The 19,551-nt window shown below is 72.2% G+C and carries 10 protein-coding genes, 1 pseudogene and 2 CRISPR repeat arrays; of the genes and pseudogenes, 3 read left to right on the forward strand and 8 right to left on the reverse strand.

What is annotated here, in order from left to right:
• The first annotated feature begins 98 nt into the window (after nucleotides 1–98).
• The 3 genes and pseudogenes from ABZS71_RS30645 (at nucleotide 99) to ABZS71_RS30655 (ending at nucleotide 1,369) form a co-directional block, all read left to right on the forward strand.
• Nucleotides 99–452: a DUF6247 family protein gene (locus tag ABZS71_RS30645; RefSeq protein WP_356215256.1), complete on the forward strand. Its 354-nt coding sequence runs from the start codon at nucleotides 99–101 to the stop codon at nucleotides 450–452.
• Between the two features lie 166 nt (nucleotides 453–618).
• Nucleotides 619–1,154 (forward strand): annotated as a pseudogene (locus tag ABZS71_RS30650) (DUF5753 domain-containing protein).
• The gene (locus tag ABZS71_RS30655) at nucleotides 1,151–1,369 is read left to right on the forward strand and encodes a DUF397 domain-containing protein (protein ID WP_355856472.1); all 219 of its coding nucleotides are present in this window, start codon (nucleotides 1,151–1,153) and stop codon (nucleotides 1,367–1,369) included. The pseudogene ABZS71_RS30650 and the gene ABZS71_RS30655 overlap by 4 nt, the downstream one beginning before the upstream one ends.
• Before the next feature lie 103 nt (nucleotides 1,370–1,472).
• Nucleotides 1,473–5,405: direct repeats of the CRISPR family, unit length 29 nt; unit sequence CGGACCACCCCCGCCTGCGCGGGGAGCAC.
• Nucleotides 5,406–5,425: 20 nt separating this feature from the next.
• Here the strand turns inward: ABZS71_RS30655 and cas2e are convergent.
• The 8 genes from cas2e to cas3 all read right to left on the reverse strand — a co-directional run bounded on the left by cas2e (nucleotide 5,426) and on the right by cas3 (nucleotide 15,367).
• Complete coding sequence (gene cas2e, locus ABZS71_RS30660; RefSeq protein ID WP_356215242.1) at nucleotides 5,426–5,740, reverse strand: type I-E CRISPR-associated endoribonuclease Cas2e; 315 nt, start codon at nucleotides 5,738–5,740, stop codon at nucleotides 5,426–5,428.
• Between the two features lie 43 nt (nucleotides 5,741–5,783).
• Nucleotides 5,784–6,773 carry a type I-E CRISPR-associated endonuclease Cas1e gene (gene cas1e, locus ABZS71_RS30665; RefSeq protein WP_356215244.1) on the reverse strand — a complete coding sequence of 330 codons (990 nt, stop codon included), beginning with the start codon at nucleotides 6,771–6,773 and terminating at the stop codon, nucleotides 5,784–5,786.
• Nucleotides 6,774–6,781: 8 nt separating this feature from the next.
• Complete coding sequence (locus ABZS71_RS30670) at nucleotides 6,782–7,543, reverse strand: type I-E CRISPR-associated protein Cas6/Cse3/CasE (RefSeq protein WP_356215246.1); 762 nt, start codon at nucleotides 7,541–7,543, stop codon at nucleotides 6,782–6,784.
• Nucleotides 7,540–8,427: a type I-E CRISPR-associated protein Cas5/CasD gene (cas5e, locus tag ABZS71_RS30675; RefSeq protein WP_355859394.1), complete on the reverse strand. Its 888-nt coding sequence runs from the start codon at nucleotides 8,425–8,427 to the stop codon at nucleotides 7,540–7,542. Before cas5e ends, ABZS71_RS30670 begins: the two co-directional genes overlap by 4 nt.
• Nucleotides 8,424–9,587 carry a type I-E CRISPR-associated protein Cas7/Cse4/CasC gene (gene cas7e / locus ABZS71_RS30680; RefSeq protein WP_356215248.1) on the reverse strand — a complete coding sequence of 388 codons (1,164 nt, stop codon included), beginning with the start codon at nucleotides 9,585–9,587 and terminating at the stop codon, nucleotides 8,424–8,426. The genes cas5e and cas7e overlap by 4 nt, the downstream gene beginning before the upstream one ends.
• Before the next feature lie 58 nt (nucleotides 9,588–9,645).
• On the reverse strand, nucleotides 9,646–10,476 hold the full coding sequence (gene casB / locus ABZS71_RS30685) for a type I-E CRISPR-associated protein Cse2/CasB (RefSeq protein ID WP_356215250.1): 831 nt from the start codon (nucleotides 10,474–10,476) through the stop codon (nucleotides 9,646–9,648).
• Nucleotides 10,473–12,131, reverse strand: a complete 1,659-nt coding sequence (casA, locus tag ABZS71_RS30690) for a type I-E CRISPR-associated protein Cse1/CasA (protein ID WP_356215252.1) — start codon at nucleotides 12,129–12,131, stop codon at nucleotides 10,473–10,475. Before casA ends, casB begins: the two co-directional genes overlap by 4 nt.
• A 281-nt stretch (nucleotides 12,132–12,412) precedes the next feature.
• Nucleotides 12,413–15,367, reverse strand: a complete 2,955-nt coding sequence (cas3, locus tag ABZS71_RS30695; RefSeq protein WP_356215254.1) for a CRISPR-associated helicase Cas3' — start codon at nucleotides 15,365–15,367, stop codon at nucleotides 12,413–12,415.
• A 426-nt stretch (nucleotides 15,368–15,793) separates the two neighbouring features.
• Nucleotides 15,794–19,421: a CRISPR direct-repeat array (repeat unit 29 nt; unit sequence GTGCTCCCCGCGCAGGCGGGGGTGGTCCG).
• Nucleotides 19,422–19,551 lie beyond the last annotated feature (130 nt).

The raw sequence follows: 19,551 nt of genomic DNA on the forward strand, positions 1-19,551 counted from the left end.
GGCCGTCACCCGTCGCGTCACTCGAATGACTGACCGCACCCGCGTTCGCGCTGGGTACGCTGACCGCACGGATCAGAATCCCGCCCATGGGAGACATCATGACCACCAGCGCGCCCGAGCAGCCGCGCATCCCGCAGCCACCGGCGACCGTCACCGCTCTTCGTCAGGCAGTCGCACAGGTCGCCCCCGCCGCCCTGCCCGCCTTCACCCGGGAGCTGGACCAGGCCGCCGACCAGGCCCGGCAGGGGGCCGACCTGGCTCCGCTGCAGCGGTTCACGGCCCAGTGGGCGCTCTATGTGCAGATCCAGCGTCAGCCGTCGGTCGCCGAGCGGTTCCGTGAGTTGGAGGATCTGGCCACGACCGGCGACGCCGATCAGGCCCGTAAGGCCGCCACCGAGCTCGGCCGCATCCTCGACGCCGCCAGGGCCGCGCTTGCCCAGGGGCAGCGTTGAGTCGCCCCTGGACGTGGGAGTACAACCCTGATCATGAACATGTCGCCGGAGGTGTACCGGCGCCCTGGACGCGGCGGACGAGGCGCTGGAGGCGTTCGGGGTTCTGTGAGCCGCCAAGGACGAGGTGGCGAACGTCCAGCTCCCGGCGTTCTTCCGGGGCGCGGCAATGCTGGAGGCGCAGGCGGTTGAGTTCCACGCGCATGAGAACCAAGTGATCAACGGGCTGCTCCAGACCGCGGATTACGCCCGTGCCGTCTTCACCGTGCAACGCCCCATGCTGGACGAGGCAACCATCCAGCAGCGGGTATCCGCCCCGACTGGCCCGGCAATCCTCTCCCGTCAACCGGCGCCGATCATGAGCTTCGTTACCGAAGAGGCGGTGTTACGCCGCCCGTGCGGCGGAAGAACCGTGATGCGTGGGCAGTTGGAACAGCTACTGCACATCGGCGAGATGCGGAATGTAGAACTCCAAGTGATGCCAACCGGTTTGGAGGATCACGCCGGCGCCGGCGGTCCTTTCGCCTTGTGGAGCCCAAGGGGCGCCAGATGATGGCCTACGTAGAGGTCCAGGACATCAGCAGATTGCTGACGGATCGCAAAGCGGTCCGCACGCTCGAACAGCGCTACGGGATCATCAGGGCGCAGGCTCTCTCTCCACGAGGGTCGCTGGAATTCATCGAGAAACTGCGGGGAGAAACGTGAGCAACAAGCGAGTCGAAGACGGCCCGTCCGAGCTGGCATGGTTCAAGAGCAGCTACAGCAGCGGCGAGGGCGGCATGTGCGTCGAGGTGGCCGCCAGTCCCGATACCGCCCACGTGCGGGACTCCAAACACCGGCACGGGCCCCAACTCAGCTTCCACATAGGCCAGTGGGACGAGTTCATCGGTGGCCTCCGGGCCGAGGAGTTCGGCGCGTAGCCGCCATCTCCACGGCCCGGCTCATCCCACCCCGGGACACCCAACAGGCCGCCCCGGATCACCGGGGCGGCCGTCTCCGCCTCGCGGGCCGCGAGACCCGCGCCGGACCACCCCCGCCTGCGCGGGGAGCACCAGCCCGCATGCGACCTGACTTTCACCATGTCCGGACCACCCCCGCCTGCGCGGGGAGCACCCTACGGGCCGGCGGCGGCCGCTGATGCCTGACGGACCACCCCCGCCTGCGCGGGGAGCACGTTGGCGATGCTCAGCAGCTGCGCCGCGTAGGCGGACCACCCCCGCCTGCGCGGGGAGCACGCGTAGTGGCGGTAGACCTTCTCCCAGTCGGCCGGACCACCCCCGCCTGCGCGGGGAGCACTTCGCGGAGGATTCCGGCGGCTTCGGCGGCGGCGGACCACCCCCGCCTGCGCGGGGAGCACCCCGCCCCCACCCACGATGCCGAGGCCCTGTTCGGACCACCCCCGCCTGCGCGGGGAGCACGTTCAGTCCGGCCTCACCCTCACGAATCCCGGCGGACCACCCCCGCCTGCGCGGGGAGCACCCACAGGGGACGGACACCGGGGGCGGTTTCGTCGGACCACCCCCGCCTGCGCGGGGAGCACATGCTGGTGAGGTGGTTCGCCAGTTGCGGGCGCGGACCACCCCCGCCTGCGCGGGGAGCACCACTGGTTCGCGGCCGTGGCCACCCCCGTGCGCGGACCACCCCCGCCTGCGCGGGGAGCACTGCCACTTGCCCTTGACCTTGACCCTGACCTTCGGACCACCCCCGCCTGCGCGGGGAGCACCGGGGCGCGTACGGCGTCCCAGTGCGGGCCGACGGACCACCCCCGCCTGCGCGGGGAGCACCTGTCGTGTACTGCCTCGGTTCCGCCATGTCCCGGACCACCCCCGCCTGCGCGGGGAGCACCGCTTGATCTGATACCAACGCCTCGGCACGGGCGGACCACCCCCGCCTGCGCGGGGAGCACTCCTCGTTCTGGAAGACCACGCCCGCCCTTGTCGGACCACCCCCGCCTGCGCGGGGAGCACCGCACCGACCGTGGAGGCCGGATACGCGAGTCCGGACCACCCCCGCCTGCGCGGGGAGCACCCCCAGTTCCACTTCCCCCGGCCCCAGTTCCACGGACCACCCCCGCCTGCGCGGGGAGCACGGCGCGGGCGGTGGTGACCACACCGAGATCGTCGGACCACCCCCGCCTGCGCGGGGAGCACCCCGCCGCGATGCCCGCCGACTGGGCGGTGGTCGGACCACCCCCGCCTGCGCGGGGAGCACCGCAGGTCCGCCGCATCGACAAGCAGGTGTGGCGGACCACCCCCGCCTGCGCGGGGAGCACCCACCTACGGGCCGGCGGCGGCTGATGCCTGACGGACCACCCCCGCCTGCGCGGGGAGCACGCGTCTCCGGTGCCGGTGGCGCCGGGGATGGCCGGACCACCCCCGCCTGCGCGGGGAGCACCCGACGACCAGAAGCTTCCCGACCCCCCGCGGCGGACCACCCCCGCCTGCGCGGGGAGCACGTGCCCGTGGCCACCGGGCTGGCCGCGATCGGCGGACCACCCCCGCCTGCGCGGGGAGCACCCCGAGGAGGAGCTGCCGCCCCCCATGAACGCCGGACCACCCCCGCCTGCGCGGGGAGCACCCGTTCGGCAGCTCGTTCTCCAGCGAGTACGTCGGACCACCCCCGCCTGCGCGGGGAGCACCCGGCCCGGTAGTCCCACACCTCATCCAGGAACGGACCACCCCCGCCTGCGCGGGGAGCACATGGACGACAGCGTCACCCCGGCACCCGAGGCGGGACCACCCCCGCCTGCGCGGGGAGCACCTGCCGACCCGCACCCGGCGCAGGTGGTCGTGCGGACCACCCCCGCCTGCGCGGGGAGCACGGCCCCGAGGGACCCGAGGACGACCAGGAAGGCGGACCACCCCCGCCTGCGCGGGGAGCACATTCTCGCGTGGGGGAAAGAGGCCGAAGAGGCAGGACCACCCCCGCCTGCGCGGGGAGCACTCGATCGGCATTCTCCACACTTCCGGTTGGTGCGGACCACCCCCGCCTGCGCGGGGAGCACTCGAGTCGCGTACGCACCGGCTACTCCCCGAGCGGACCACCCCCGCCTGCGCGGGGAGCACTCCGCCGAGGAGCTGCAGGCCGCCATGCAGCGCGGACCACCCCCGCCTGCGCGGGGAGCACGGCCCCGCCCGAATTGACGGGGCCCCATGATGAGGACCACCCCCGCCTGCGCGGGGAGCACCTGAGCAGCAGGACACGCCGTACCACTGGGTACGGACCACCCCCGCCTGCGCGGGGAGCACGAGTGCGAACGGCTCAGCCATGGTCGGCGTCCCGGACCACCCCCGCCTGCGCGGGGAGCACTGCTGCTGAGTCAGGAAGAGTTCGCCCGTGCGCGGACCACCCCCGCCTGCGCGGGGAGCACAGCATGGGCGTCCTGAAGAAGCTGAACCCCAACGGACCACCCCCGCCTGCGCGGGGAGCACCAGACCCATCACGGCTACACAACTCCCTCACACGGACCACCCCCGCCTGCGCGGGGAGCACCGGCAGGGAGTGTCCGCGAGCCTCGCGTAAACCGGACCACCCCCGCCTGCGCGGGGAGCACCCCCACGTCAGGGGAATGTGAGTGGTGGTCTTCGGACCACCCCCGCCTGCGCGGGGAGCACCCGTTGCGGCACAGAGTCTCGCTCTCCCCGGACGGACCACCCCCGCCTGCGCGGGGAGCACCGGTGTTTGTCATCGCCGTCCTGACCTGGGCTCGGACCACCCCCGCCTGCGCGGGGAGCACACCCTCGGCGACTCCGACAGTTGGGGTGAGGACGGACCACCCCCGCCTGCGCGGGGAGCACAAAGCCGGGCACGCCCCCGCCATCCCCACCGCCGGACCACCCCCGCCTGCGCGGGGAGCACATGAGGCAGGTAAGCCAGCACAGGGCCACGGTCGGACCACCCCCGCCTGCGCGGGGAGCACGATCCTGCTGCAGCACATGTGGCGTACGCAGTAGGACCACCCCCGCCTGCGCGGGGAGCACGCGCTCGACCGGGGGCACCTCTACAGCCCGACCGGACCACCCCCGCCTGCGCGGGGAGCACGCCACCATCGCCCTGCCGTCCCCATGGGACCCGGGACCACCCCCGCCTGCGCGGGGAGCACAGCCGGGCGAGCGGGGGCCGGGACGGTGTCGGCGGACCACCCCCGCCTGCGCGGGGAGCACCTCCCGCCGGGCAACCTTGGGCGCGTAGGAACCGGACCACCCCCGCCTGCGCGGGGAGCACTAGTCCCGGATCATCCGATGCCGCCAGTACGCCGGACCACCCCCGCCTGCGCGGGGAGCACCCCCAGCCCGCTGATACCGGCCGAGCCGCCCACGGACCACCCCCGCCTGCGCGGGGAGCACGCAATCGACCCCGCGTTCAAGGTGTAGGTCTGCGGACCACCCCCGCCTGCGCGGGGAGCACACCGCCGCGGCGTCCAGCTGCCGTTCGGGATACGGACCACCCCCGCCTGCGCGGGGAGCACGCGTCTCCGGTGCCGGTGGCGCCGGGGATGGCCGGACCACCCCCGCCTGCGCGGGGAGCACTTCTTGATCCCGACCGAGAAGCCCTTGAGTACCGGACCACCCCCGCCTGCGCGGGGAGCACTCCGGATCGTCCGTCACGGGATCAAAGGTGTGCGGACCACCCCCGCCTGCGCGGGGAGCACGTGCCCAGCATGCCGAACGCCCCGGTCAGCATCGGACCACCCCCGCCTGCGCGGGGAGCACAGCGGCGGTCTCCTTGGGCCGGTTGGCCCAGGCGGACCACCCCCGCCTGCGCGGGGAGCACGGCGAGTTCACAGAGGCACTGGAAGCGCGCGGCGGACCACCCCCGCCTGCGCGGGGAGCACAAGATGACCAAGGTTCTAAAACCGTCCTGGTTCGGACCACCCCCGCCTGCGCGGGGCGAGCACTGGAAAGACGGCACCACGTCCTACGTCGTCCACACCACCCCCGCCTGCGCGGGGCGAGCACACTTCCTGACCTGCGACTCTACAACGACTTTGCCGTTTCTTGACATTCATCGGGCCGAAACGCCACCAGCGTGAGCCCATCGAAGTCGACCGGTATACGGCGTCGTTCACCCGCCGTCTGGAGGGCGAAGCCCTGTTCGTTGGCCTCGGGATGGACGAGGACCGCGGCTCCGGCGCCGATGGAGGCGCGCACGACGGACCAGAGCTCCTCTCGGACGCGGGCGGAGAGGGTGCCGACGTAAAGGCCCGGAGTCGGCTCGATCATCCAACGGGTCAGAGCGCCTCGGACGTGGTCGGGGACAGCGGTCGTGGCCAGGACGGTCATGGACGGCATGGGTTCTCAAGGGCCTTCCGAGGCGGCGGGCAGCGGCGGTGCTTCATTCCGGCTCCGCTTCGGCGGCATAGTTGACACCGGCCGGAACGGCGCCCGCCACGGGGTCCCAGAGGCTGACCATGTCGACGGAGTGTCCGTCCGGCAGTGGTTCGGCCTCGTCTGGTGCGAGCAGCGTCTGGACGTCGGCCACGATCCTCGGTAGCAGCTTGAACAGCCGCAGCCCTTCGCGGAACCGACGTCGCGCCTCCCCTTCCGGTTGCGGCGAATCGTGGAGGGAGAACGCCAGCGGCACGGTCAGGTCGGCTTTGTACAGGTCCGCGATGTCGTACACGAAGGCGTGCTGCGCCCCTTGGTGGACGAAGCCGAGCGCAGGCGAGCAGCCCAAGGCGACGAGCGCCGCGTGGACGATTCCGTAGAGGCAGGTGTTGGCCGAGGACAGAGCGGTGTTGACCGGGTCCTGGTCGTCCCAGGCGGCGGGGTCGTAGACGCGACGGAAGCGGCCGATGCGGTGCTGCTGCGCGAGCAGCTTGTACAGGGCCTTCATGCGTTGCCCCTCCATGCCGCGCAACTGCTGCAAGGTGCTGGTGGCCGGTACCTGCACCTTGAATCGCATGAGGTACATCTGCCTGGCCACGGCCAGGCGACGCTCCGAATCACTCCACTGGTGGACCTGGTGTTCCAGCCAGCGGGTCGTGAGCGAGTCCGGCGTGGTCGCGGAGTAGCAGCGAACGCCACCGGACCCCGTGCACACAACACTGGTGCCGTGCCGGGCGAAGGTGGCGAGGGCGGGCTGGGTGATGGAGGTGCCGGGGCCGAGCAGGAGGCACGAGAGCGCCGAGGTCGGCAGGTAGACGCGGGTCACCTCACCTTCGGCGGAGGTGGTCTCGGCGCAGACGCCGGTGTCGTCCTGGACGATGCGTACAACGTCCGCGTAGAGGAAGGACAGGGAGTCGCCGATGCGGGGCAGCATCGCGAGGGTCGGGGCGGCGATCCGGCGCCGCGCGGAGGTCTTCGTATGCTGAGTGGCCGTCATGGGGCGCGCTACGCCTCCGGGCCGCCGGGCGCAAGGCTGAGCAGCCCGCATCCGTACGCCTTACCGCGGCCGATGCCGTGGAGCAGGGCGCCGCGCAGTGCGTTGGGATCACGTACCGTGGCGGCTCCTTCGAAGAGGGTCGCCGCGTGGGCGACCCGTAGGGTCTCGGTCGCCTGACCGCTGCCCTTGATCTGCGTCTTGGGGCCACGGCCGTCACGGTGGTCGCAGTGGTCCTTGAGGCGATGCCAGGCGGTGAGGGCGTCGGCGGTCCCGGACAGGACGGTGTGCAGATCCAGTCCGGCGGCAGCCGCGCGGTCGGCCCACCATCGCTCGGCGTCCTCCCCGTACAGCGGAATGGCCTGCTTCCACTTACCGACGGTGCTGTTGCGTCCGCAGCGCCGTATGGCGTTGCCGAGGAAGCGGTACCGGACCGGCAGACCCGGGCGCAGCGCCGCGAGCAGGGCGCGCATCGTGCGGGTCTGTGCCTGTGCGTATCCGGCAGGCAGCTGCGCGGTGTCCGGTGCCACGCGGGTCTGGACGAGGAGGACGGGAGCGCCGATGCCGTCGGTGTCGAGCCGGAAGAGGGCACCGGCCTGGGCCCGCGGGCTGCCGCCGAGCCTGTTGGGGACGAGCGTCATGACGCGGCGGTGGAGGGCGGCGGCGTTGCGGAGGTCGTGCTGGACCTGTCGGTTGCCCGAGTTGAGCAGGAGCCGGGTCAGCCAGGCCTCCTCCGCGACTGTGTCAGGGGAGGCGGACGCTGCGGTGGTCATGAGGCATTTCCTCCAGGACGCAGAGGGTCCAAGTAGGTGCCGAGGGCATCGAGGTAGTCGATGCCGTAGCCGCCGCACAAGGCGGCCGGCAGCCGTCGGCTGGTGGTGTACGCGGGGCGCGCGTGGTGTACGCGGTCGCGTGCGGTGAGGCGGATGGGCTCGTCGTTCAGCATGGTCACGGAGGCCCTGCCGGAGGGTGCGGTGCCGGTGTCCGGTGCGAAGGGCGAATCCGCGCTGAAACGCACCGTGACGGTGGCGGCGGGCTCTCCGCCGTCGGCCTCGGCCTCGGCCACGGTCCGCGGCTTGGGCCGGGCAAGGGGGACGCGGTCGAGTTCCGAGACCGGGTCGGGTACGTCGGCGCGGAGCAGGAGCAGCGCGCCGGGCGGGCAGGAGCGGCGGCCCAGATGCAGCGGCCAGTGGGGGGCGGCCAGTGCCTCGGCGCAGGCGGCGAGGAGGGCGTCGTCCTGTCCGGGGGCGGTGACCGCGACGGTGAAGACGGCATCGCTCAGGTAGTGGCGGCGGGAAACGATGGTCGCTGTGTCACCGCTGCGTCGGCCGCCCTTGGCGGTGGGAACGGTCCGGTGCTGGGGGTATCCGCCGCCCACGGTATGGAAGTCGCGCAGACGGGTGCCGGGGCGGTCGGTCCGTACAGTGAAGCGGAGCCGGGTGAGCCGGGCGAAGCTCGGTGCGGATGTGTCGTCGCCGGCGTCCGTGATGGCGGTCGCGTCCACGGTCGCCTCGGCGCGCGGGATGCCCAGGGCGGACGCGAGCATCCCGATCAGACCGGACCGGGTGGGGTGTGCCACCGTGTCGCGATCGGTGAAGGCGCTGTGCTCGCCCCAGGACTGGAGTGGAGCGCCGAGTTGGATCAGGAACCCGGTCACGTCCGGTCGGCCCCTTCCGCGGGCCAGACGGCCGCGACGGCTCCGGCGATCAGCTCCGGGTAGGAGGCGACCTGCTCGCCGAGTCCGTCCCACGCCTTCTCGTCGACGGAGGCGTGCGCGCTGTGGACAACCCCCGCGTCGCCCAGCAGGCGCTGGATGCGGGTGGCGTAGTCGTTGAGGGCCTCCCGCGAGGACCGTCCCCAGCCCTCCGACCGGGCCTGTACCGGCTTTTCGAAGGCGGCGGCGAGGGAGAGCGGCCGGTCCGCACGGACGCAGATGTGCACAAGGTCGGGGGCGGTGTGCGGGGCGGTGGAGGTCTTCTTGGCCGACGGCAGCGTGCTGATGAACGCTGTGGCGAAGGCAGTGGCGAGAGTGCGCGCGGTGCCGGGCTCGGGGACGCTCCCGGTGAGGTCGCGGAGGTCGAGGGTGGCGTAGCGGTAGAAGACGCCACTGCTGAACTCGCCGGTGTTCATGTGGGCGCTGCCCGCGTCCGTGGCCCACTGGTCGGCGTCGTCGACCGCCGTGAAGAAGTCCGCCTGAACGGACGTGCTGTGGGTGGTGAACGCGTGGGCGACCTGGACCGCGCCGTCCACTCCGGCACCGGGGATCTCGGCGAGCATCCGGCCGAAGAGCGCGATAGAGCCGTTGCGTGAGCGCAGAACCTCATGGATGGCGTCCTTGGGAAGCAGAGCCTTGGCTGCGGCGGTCTTGCTGCCGAGGGCCTTCTCCAACGCCTCGCGGTGCTCCTCCGCGATGTCGGCGAGCGCGGCTGCCGCGGTGCCGGGGAGGAAGAGCAGGGAGGCGGTGGTCCGGTCGCCCTTCTCCAGCGCGAGCTTGGAGTCGGTGGAGCGGATGATCTGCGCGCCGGCGAGTTCGGCGAGTTCGGCGGGCCAGCCACGCTTCTCCGTCAGCTCCCCCGCGACCTGCTGCGGCAGGCGGCGGGTCCGTACGGCCTGTTCGCCGATCTGCTCCTCGACGGCGAGCCGAGTCGGCCGCTTCCACGCCTGACTGGACACGCGGGTGCGGGTGCTGCCGCCGAAGGTGACGGTCTTGGGGGACCCGAGGTCGTCCCGGTTGACGTTGCTGTACGGGAGCGTCTGGGTGATGTGGAGGTCCAGAAAGCGGGGCTTGTCCGACGTGGTGGCGGCGGGTGCGGTCATCGCACGGGTCCTTTCGTGAAGCTGACGTAGATAGGTGGGTGTGAAGCGTGGCCCTGTGTTACGTGGCCGGGTCGGCGGAAGGGGCGGCGGTGCCGTCGTCAGCGTCTCGTCTTCCGGAACCGGCCCGGTCCTCGGTCGCGGCGGCTTTCTCGCGGCGCAGGGTGCGGTAGAAGTCCTCCAGCCAGCGGGTCGCCACCGAGTCGCGGTAGTGGTGCCACGCGATCAGGTCGCGCAGCAGACAGGCGTAGTCCGCCGCGACACCGGCCGAACCCAGCTGGCGCAGCACGGCGGGGAGCATGCGGTGGATGCCGTCGGCCTCCTGCCGGACCATCAGATGGAGCCGGGCCTCCGCCCCGTTTTCCTTGATCCCCTCCGGCCCTTGGCGCGTGACGGCCACGGCCAGGCTCTCCCCGAGGCTGGTGCCGGAGGGCCGGAATCCCGCGGTGGCGGACGGAGCGCCGGCGTCGCCGCCGGGGACCGCCGCGACGTGGCCCGCCTCTGCTGTGTCGGCCGCCCCGGCTGTCTGGGCTGCCCCGCCCGCCTTGCCTCTGGCTGCCGCCGCCGAAGCCTGGGCGTCCGCGCTGTCGGCGTCCGCCAGGCGCTGGGTGCGGGGCCGTGCCGCGATCAGGGCGGCCACGGCGTAGTAGGCCCGCCGCCGGGGGCCTCTGGCGTCGTCCGGAACCAGTCCGCCTCGCAGCAGGGCCGCGTGCGTACGAGCGGGGACTTCGTCCACCGGTTTGGCCAGCCCGCGACGGAGTGCCTGCTGGGTGCCCGAGTCGGCGCATTGCGCGCGGACGTCCGCCACGAAGCTGTCGTAGGGCTCCAGGGAGGGGATACGGGGCTCAGGAGGGGCGTCACTCCTGGTGTCCCGCGTGGCGGTTGTGGTCATGCTGATGTCCTCTCCTTGTCCGTCGCCCGCGTCGTCCCGGCGGGGCGGCGCGGCTGCCGGACGCCTTGGTCGAGGAGGCCGCGCACCAGCCCCCGAGCACCTTCGCGGGCCTTCGCGCCGCGTGGGGTGCCCGCGACCGGCCTGGTCACCTCGTCGTAGATCCGCAGGGCGAGACGGCCGAACGACCGCATCGCGTGCGTGAAGTCGCGGGAGTCCAGGGAGTCCCAGAAGAGCTCCTCGGCCGCCGGCCAGTACGCCGCCAGCGCCGCGTCAGGCCAGGGTCCGCCGCCTTTATCCCTCTTGCCCGGCTTGTCGTCAGTGAAGGGGGTCGTATACGAACGCCAGGCGACACGGAGCGCGAACACCAGGCGCTGGGCGGCCTTTTCCGCCGCCTCCCTGCCCTCCTTCACCCCGAGTGCCAGCTTGTTGTCTGCCGACTCGTCCGAGGCTTCGAGCAGAGCGAAGAGCGGCGGTGTGAAAGCGCTGAAGTAGGTGCGGTCCCGGGTCTGGCCGTCCTGGTCGAAGCCGTAGGCGCAGACGCGCAGCGTGTGGAAGGCGGGTTCCGGGATCTGCCCGACCAGGCCGTCCAGGACGAGCGGCCGCTTCCCCCCATCGCCCCGGTTCAGTAGGACAAGCGCGTCCAGGTCTCGCCACAGCGACCGCTCGGCCTCGGCGTCGCGGGGACGCAGCGTGCCGTCCTTGCCCTCGTCCCAGATCAGGTACGGGTCGGTGTGCGGCGGACGGTTCTCGCGGAACGCCCAGGTGATCGTGGCGTCCACGACGCTCTCGCCGTCGGGCCCCGGGTGAAGCAGGATCGCGTGCCGGTACTGCTCGGTGAGCGCCGACAGCGGACCGACGGCTCCGGAGGGTGAAGCCAGCGGATTCGGGAGTTCTTCACGCTCCCACGGGCAGGCGTCCATCACTGCGGATCTCCCGGCCGTCCCGGCCGTCCCGGCCGTGCTGGGCTGGGGCCAGGTACTGGGGGCCGGGATACCGAGCAGCAACGTCTCGAACAGCGACCGACCCTGCGGGTGATAGGACATGGCCCGTCGTAGCGGCCCGGCGAAGGTGTTCCCGAACCGCTTGCCGGAGACGGTGCGCGGTGTGCACTGGCCGGACGGGCCGTAGTAGAGCTGCGCGATGAGGTGCAGGGCCGCCTCCGCGGACGGGATGGCCACCTGGTCGGCGTCGGTGAAGTGTCCGAAGAAGACCTGATTGCTGCCGGCGGGGCGGGCCATCACCAGCTTGTTGACGCCCGAGTGGTTGGGGGACTCGTCGGCCAGCCGGGGGTCTTGAAGGAACGGGCGGACGGGATCGTGCAGGCGCATCCGACTGCCGTGCTCGCTCAGGTAGTCGTCCACCGATGCGGGGTGGAAGCCCTGCTCCGCCTCCAGCATGTCGTAGCGCAGATCCTGCCAGTCGGCGGTGTTCGACGCCGTGTGGAGGCCGGTGATGCGTGCGGCCATCGCGCACAGCACGCGCATCAGGCCCGAGGCGGCCGGCGGGAGCCCCACGGTGAGCCCGTCGATCCGGTGGGCGTTGAGCAGGAGCTCGCGCAGACTGACGCTGGATGCGGCGCCTCCTTCCCTGGTCCGGACGGGAAGCCAGGGGCGTGTGCGGAGGTCGAAGTGGTCGTCTTGGGGATCAGCGGGCATGGCGAGAAGGCACCTCGATCGGTGAAGGGAAAGCGTGCGACGGGGGCGCGCTGGGGCGGTGTGGTGCCGTAGGTTTGAGGTCTCCGCGCAGGCGGAGGTGGGCCGACGCTCAGGTGCGTGAGCCCGGGAGGCAGCGCTCCCTCTCCCCGCGAAGGCGGGGGTTGATGACGCAGGCCCTGACTGGTTGCCAGAAAACCCCGATCCGGATGCATGTGACGATAGGACTAACTCTGCGTGCTTAGCGAGCAGTTGGTCCAAGACGCTGAGGTGCGTGGGCAGATCTACGCAATTTTGCCTATGACCAGCCCCAGCGAATGATCGAGCGTCAGGACTCGCTCGCCCAGGACCGCCCCCGCCGGAGCACCCCCGTCCGCGACCCGCTGCGGCAGCAGGACGAGGCGGGCCAGTCGCGGCTCGTTGCGCCAGGCATCCGGCGGCTCATGCGCCTCGGTGCATGCCCGCCGCCACGGGCCGTGCGCGAGGGGCACCACGTGGCCCAGCAGCGTACGTACCTCGGCGCGGGTGAAGCGGTCGTCGCGCGAGCCCCCTGACTCCGGAAACGGGATCGTGCACGCTTCGTCCAACCAGCGGTTTCCGGCCTCGTCGTCGAAGACGGGCAGCAGCTGGACGGTCTCCGCTCCGAGCCGGGTGGCGACGAGATCCTCGTCCGCGTCGCTGGTGGTCAGCTGGTGCAGGGAGTCGACCCTCGCGGGGGACGGCAGCATGACCATCCCGGCGAGCCCGGTGCGCGCCATGTCGTCGGTGAGGCGCTGGACATCCCGCTGCATGAGCGCGTCGGGGTCGGCGGAGGCGAACTCCGGGTCGTAGACCTCGTCGACCAGGCGCTGTACGTCCTCCGGAACCCGGACCGGAGCGTCTCCCTGCCGCTGGAGAAGTTCCAGCGTGCGCTGAAGCAGAGACGGCGCGTAAACGTCGCCCCAGGCGGCCGGTACCAACAGCCGCCCGTCGCCCCCGACGGGGGCGAGGACCGCAAGCCGGGGACCATCGCACCACCCCGGGCGCGACGGTCCGGGCGCCGAGTGCCGCCAGACCCGGCCGGCCCGCTGCAACAGCAACGCCATCGGCGCGAGGTCGGAGACGATCACGTCGAAGTCCAGGTCGAGGGACTGCTCGATGACCTGGGTGGAGACGAGCACGGCGCCGCGCGGAGGCTTGGGGCGGCATACGCCCTTCTTGCCGGTCCGGCCGAACCAACGCTCGGCTTCCTCCGTGAGCGCGGCCCTGCGGCGAGCCGGGAAGCGGGCGTGCAGCAGCCGCAGCCGGGGACCGGCTGCGGCGTCCCCGTCTCCCGCCGCGTCGTCGGGCGAACGGTCGTCCCAGCCCCCGTAGTCGGGTCCGTACAGGGCTCGGTAATGCTCACGAAGCGCCTCGTACGTCTTCTGGGCCTCGGCGACGGTTGTGCAGATCACGGCCGCGCAGCCGCCCTCGGCCGTCACCCCCTGAAGCTCGTCGATCAGCGCGGCGAGGCGTCCGTCCGCCACCGTGACGTCGTAGGTGTGAGTAACCGGCAGAACGCTCATCGACAGTGCCCGCCCCCGCTCGCTGCCCACCGGCTTCTCCGGCACGGTCACGGAGCCAGTCTTCGCGTCGACGTACATCCAGCCCGGATACGTGGGCGAGGGAAGCCCGTGCGGCCCTGAGGCACGGCCGGTCCCCGCCAGATAGGACTCAACCAAGCCTGCGGCCGTCTCGCCGGTGACCGTGGCCGAGAGCAGCACCACCGGTACGCCCATGGCGCCAAGCCACACCAGCAGCCGCAGGAGCAGCGCGTGCGTGTACGCGTCGTAGGCGTGGGCCTCGTCGATCACGACCGTCTTACCGGACATCCCCAGATGGCGGAGGGCGTTCCGCTTCAAGGGCAGAACGCCCATCAGGATCTGGTCGACGGTCCCGACGGCGATCGGGGCGAGAATTCCGCGTCCGCGCGATCGCAGCCATCGGCTGGCCACGACGGATATCCCGGCCACTCCTCGTGGGCCATCGTCGTGATCGGACAGCACGCGGGGCTCGGCCTCCCCATCGTCCGGTAAGGGGTGCTCGGCATAACGCTCATAGAGGTCCGCGGCACCGTGCAGCAGAGTCACTTGTGCCGGGTCCAGCAGATTTCGCTCGGCAAAGCCGACGACGCGGTGGTACATCTGGTTGGCCGTGGCCTGGGTCGGCAAGGCGAAGAACAACCCGCCTCTGCCGGACGCCGCACCCATCACCGTCGCGGCGTACAGCGCCGCCTCCGTCTTCCCTTCCCCGGGAGGCGCGGTCACCAGCAGTACGCCCGGACCGCGTACCGCCCCGGGGAGCGCCTCTTCGATGCTCGTCTGCAACGGGTAGGGCCGATCGATCTCCGGGAACAGCCCCGTGAACCCCTGGAGCCGGAAGTCGGCGCGTCCCAGCCCCGCGTCCGCGACAAGCGCCGGAGCCGCGTCCGAGGCGCGGCGCGCGTGAGCGAGCAATGACGGCGGAGACGTGAGAGCCCTTTCCGCATCCGGGTCCGCGCCCGCCTCCGCCTCCGCTGCGGCCTGCTGGGCGGAGACGGCGTGTTCCTGGCTTGCCAGCCAGTCCGAGACAATGACCACCCCCGCGATGGTCACCGCCAGCTCCACGGGCATCGCCCGTCCGACGGGCGCCTCAGGCCGCCCCAGTACATCGTGCAGAGCGGCCACATGCTCGCGCCGCTGCTCGGCCCAGCCACCGGTCCCCAGTTCGGGAAGGCCGCACAGCGGATCGCGCACATCCCGCGCCTCCGCCCCCTCGGGATACCGGCCGTGGTGCCCGCCGAGTAACTGAGCCACCTGCGTCAGCAGAAGCCGGGCAGGTCGGCCCGACGCCGGGTATCCGAGCGCGGCCAACAACTGCGGGAGCGACCGATTCGTGGCGACCTCATGGCGGATCTTCCTCGCCTGGCTGTCGTGCTCGCGCTCATGCGCATAGACACTCTCGCTGAGGAACGCGCAAGCTCCGGGCTTGTCCTGGGCGGCCATGCCCTGGAACTGCGGGAGGATTTTCCCGATGTCGTGCAGACCGGCCCAGAACATCACCAGCCGCCTGGCCTCAGCCACCGGAACCCTCAGCGCATCGGCTATCGCTTCACGCTGCGCCACGGCCAGAACCGAGTCCCACACGGCCCCGGCGACCATCGCCGTGTCGAGAAGATGCCCTATGAGCGGGTAGGGCTTCTCCAGCCCGTTGGACTTCCCCCACAGCCGCGTATCGATCACGGGCTCGCCCCCTCCTGCTGCTTGCGCGTACTCCGGCCTCCGCGTGCTTTGTCGCGTGCCGGTGCGCTCATGATTGGGGAATAGAAGGACAGTACGAACAGAAAGAGGCAAAGAGCCTATGCGGCCGTAAGGCGCACACTATGATCCGCGTGAAGCCGGGACCCGACCCATGTGCCGCCGTCAGGCGGCGCTTCCGGGCGCTCCCATCGGGTTGCGGTCTACCGCCGCCAACGCGCCTCTTCGACAGCGCATATCCTGTAGCAACACCCACGCCACGGCGGCGCCGACGCACCCCTCGCTACTCTCCCCATGCCGACGGGTCCCAAGTCCGTGCACTCCGCCATGTGCGTCTAACATCGTGGCTGGGAGACGAGGGCGCTTGGTCAAGAAACGGCAAAGGGCCTCTGAAGTCGCAGGTGGCAAAGTGTGCTCCCCGCGCAGGCGGGGGTGGTCCGCGGTGCGCCGGTCGGCGCAGGGCCCTGGTCCTGTGCTCCCCGCGCAGGCGGGGGTGGTCCGCCGGTCACCGAGTCGGAGGAGGCCGAGGGGGAGTGCTCCCCGCGCAGGCGGGGGTGGTCCGGTCCGGCCCTCTTCGTCGGCTTTGATCAGGCCGTGCTCCCCGCGCAGGCGGGGGTGGTCCGCCCGCCGACCGGCCGCTGATGACCATGCGAGTGTGCTCCCCGCGCAGGCGGGGGTGGTCCGGTAAACCACTCTCGGTCGCGGTGGACCCGGCAGTGCTCCCCGCGCAGGCGGGGGTGGTCCGAGATCGGATGCCGAGGTGGCGACGGACGCTGAGTGCTCCCCGCGCAGGCGGGGGTGGTCCGGCGTACGAGGTGTTCGGCTTCAGCCCGCCCACGTGCTCCCCGCGCAGGCGGGGGTGGTCCGCAGGGTCAGGACGCGGAGCTCAGGGCGTACATGTGCTCCCCGCGCAGGCGGGGGTGGTCCGCGCCGGCCGCACCGCCCGCGGTGGTGGTGGCGGTGCTCCCCGCGCAGGCGGGGGTGGTCCGAACGCAGCGCCGGGAAACGGCTCGTACTGGGCGTGCTCCCCGCGCAGGCGGGGGTGGTCCGTCACCTCGGAGCGGGTTGCCGAGGAGCAGGCGGTGCTCCCCGCGCAGGCGGGGGTGGTCCGTACGCCGCCCTCGACGCCATCGGCGACGACTGGTGCTCCCCGCGCAGGCGGGGGTGGTCCGCCCTCGGCATCGTCGTCGCCCTCGGCGGCGCCGTGCTCCCCGCGCAGGCGGGGGTGGTCCGCAGCATGCGGTGCGCTGGGACATGCGGAATAGGTGCTCCCCGCGCAGGCGGGGGTGGTCCGGCGCGGGCGCCAACATAAAGCGCCTCGATCTGGTGCTCCCCGCGCAGGCGGGGGTGGTCCGTCAGCGGATCCTCGACCTCTTTGACCGAATCGGTGCTCCCCGCGCAGGCGGGGGTGGTCCGGACGGCACCACCCACAGCAGCGGCCCGCAGCGGTGCTCCCCGCGCAGGCGGGGGTGGTCCGGTTCGGCTGTGTGCGGTAGTCCACGACGATCCGTGCTCCCCGCGCAGGCGGGGGTGGTCCGATCGTGTTCACGATCAGCGGGCTGAGGCTCGCGTGCTCCCCGCGCAGGCGGGGGTGGTCCGGTGCGGGCGGGCGGCGGGCCGGGCTTCGGCGGGTGCTCCCCGCGCAGGCGGGGGTGGTCCGGCCGCATCTTCGCCGCGCCGGCCGGATCGTACGTGCTCCCCGCGCAGGCGGGGGTGGTCCGCGACCTGACGCCGCCTGGCCTCGACGGCGCGCGTGCTCCCCGCGCAGGCGGGGGTGGTCCGACCATCACCGGCGGCACCATCACCGGCTCCCTGTGCTCCCCGCGCAGGCGGGGGTGGTCCGGACGTCGCTGACCCCCTCGGCCTTGAGGTCAAGTGCTCCCCGCGCAGGCGGGGGTGGTCCGATGCGGGCCTTGTCGTCGGCCATGCGCTTGGCGTGCTCCCCGCGCAGGCGGGGGTGGTCCGTCCCACGGCTGGGGGGTCAGCTCGGCGACGACGTGCTCCCCGCGCAGGCGGGGGTGGTCCGACGAATACGGAGCTCGGGCGATGCGCGGCGGGGTGCTCCCCGCGCAGGCGGGGGTGGTCCGTAGCGGATCAACTGTTCAGGGCTGTAGCAGCAGTGCTCCCCGCGCAGGCGGGGATGGTCCTCCCACATGTTGATGACGACCAGGAAGGACACCGTGCTCCCCGCGCAGGCGGGGGTGGTCCGTCGGGGATGTCGCCGAGACGGCCCTTGGTGACGTGCTCCCCGCGCAGGCGGGGGTGGTCCGAACACGCCTGCTCAGCTTCCTCGGCACATACGGTGCTCCCCGCGCAGGCGGGGGTGGTCCGTTCATGGGCGACATACTCCTGTCCGCCCGGGAGTGCTCCCCGCGCAGGCGGGGGTGGTCCGTCGAACCACTCGCCCCGAATGCGACGCCGCTTGTGCTCCCCGCGCAGGCGGGGGTGGTCCGCGCCGCGAAGAGCGGCGCTGGCGGAAGGAAGCGTGCTCCCCGCGCAGGCGGGGGTGGTCCGTAGCGGATCAACTGTTCAGGGCTGTAGCAGCAGTGCTCCCCGCGCAGGCGGGGGTGGTCCGCTGGCGGCGTCCCTCGGCGGTGGGGACGTGCAGTGCTCCCCGCGCAGGCGGGGGTGGTCCGCCGGGGTCGGTGACTCGGAGGGTGGGCCGGTTGTGCTCCCCGCGCAGGCGGGGGTGGTCCGTCGCGGCGCGCGGCGTTGGAGGAGGTGTAGCCGTGCTCCCCGCGCAGGCGGGGGTGGTCCGACCTGGAGCACCTTCGCCAGCGAGCTCTGGCCGTGCTCCCCGCGCAGGCGGGGGTGGTCCGCACATGGCGTACCTGAACCCTGGAGCGGGCGCGTGCTCCCCGCGCAGGCGGGGGTGGTCCGCTGCACGGGCGGGCGGTCCTGCGGGCCGGAGGGTGCTCCCCGCGCAGGCGGGGGTGGTCCGAAACGCCGTGCGGATGCGCACCAGATCCATCCGTGCTCCCCGCGCAGGCGGGGGTGGTCCGCCCCGTGGCAAGACCTCACGCCGCCGCGTCATGTGCTCCCCGCGCAGGCGGGGGTGGTCCGGCGGTGGGGATGGCGGGGGCGTTCCCAACTTTGTGCTCCCCGCGCAGGCGGGGGTGGTCCGACCTCATCCGCCGCCCGCAGAACCTCGTCCACGTGCTCCCCGCGCAGGCGGGGGTGGTCCGGCTCTTTCCTGCGCGGAGTCCGTCGAGGATCCGTGCTCCCCGCGCAGGCGGGGGTGGTCCGCCGGATTGCGGGACACGGGCGGCGTACCGGCGGTGCTCCCCGCGCAGGCGGGGGTGGTCCGCACTTCTGCCCTTGGTGGCAGGAACAGGGGCAGTGCTCCCCGCGCAGGCGGGGGTGGTCCGCAGAAGATCCGCACCGTGCGGCGGCTGCAGGCGTGCTCCCCGCGCAGGCGGGGGTGGTCCGACGAGCCACATCACGGCCGCTCACCCCCGTCCGTGCTCCCCGCGCAGGCGGGGGTGGTCCGGTGCTCCTGGTCTCCCAGTTCCGTCCGCGCGGGTGCTCCCCGCGCAGGCGGGGGTGGTCCGGAAGGGGCGGCCCCGGTCTGTGGGTGGATCAGGTGCTCCCCGCGCAGGCGGGGGTGGTCCGAAGTACCGCCGGACCGACCCGTACGTCTACGGGTGCTCCCCGCGCAGGCGGGGGTGGTCCGCAGCCTCCAGCGGCGCGTCAGATCCGCTTCCAGTGCTCCCCGCGCAGGCGGGGGTGGTCCGGACCGCCGTGCCGACTAGCAAGGCCACGTCCAGTGCTCCCCGCGCAGGCGGGGGTGGTCCGTTCCGGTAGTCCCCTGTGATGACGTTGGGCCCGTGCTCCCCGCGCAGGCGGGGGTGGTCCACAGCACCGCCATAGACGACGATGATCCTGTGGGTGCTCCCCGCGCAGGCGGGGGTGGTCCGTACTTCAGCTACACCTACACCGCGCAGTACACGTGCTCCCCGCGCAGGCGGGGGTGGTCCGGACACTCTGTGGGTCGCCACCGGGGAGTCCTGGTGCTCCCCGCGCAGGCGGGGGTGGTCCGAGTTTGATCGGCCTGCTGAACAAGGAGGGCTAGTGCCAACGCCGTGTAGTTAGTGCTGGGTGTTGAGCGTCAAGGGGTGCGGGCGGTCAGGATGTCGATGCTGATGGTGGCTTTGTAGCTGGTTCTGTCG

This window comes from Streptomyces sp. NPDC005393 (assembly GCF_040606675.1).
Classification (GTDB): Bacteria; Actinomycetota; Actinomycetes; order Streptomycetales; family Streptomycetaceae; genus Streptomyces.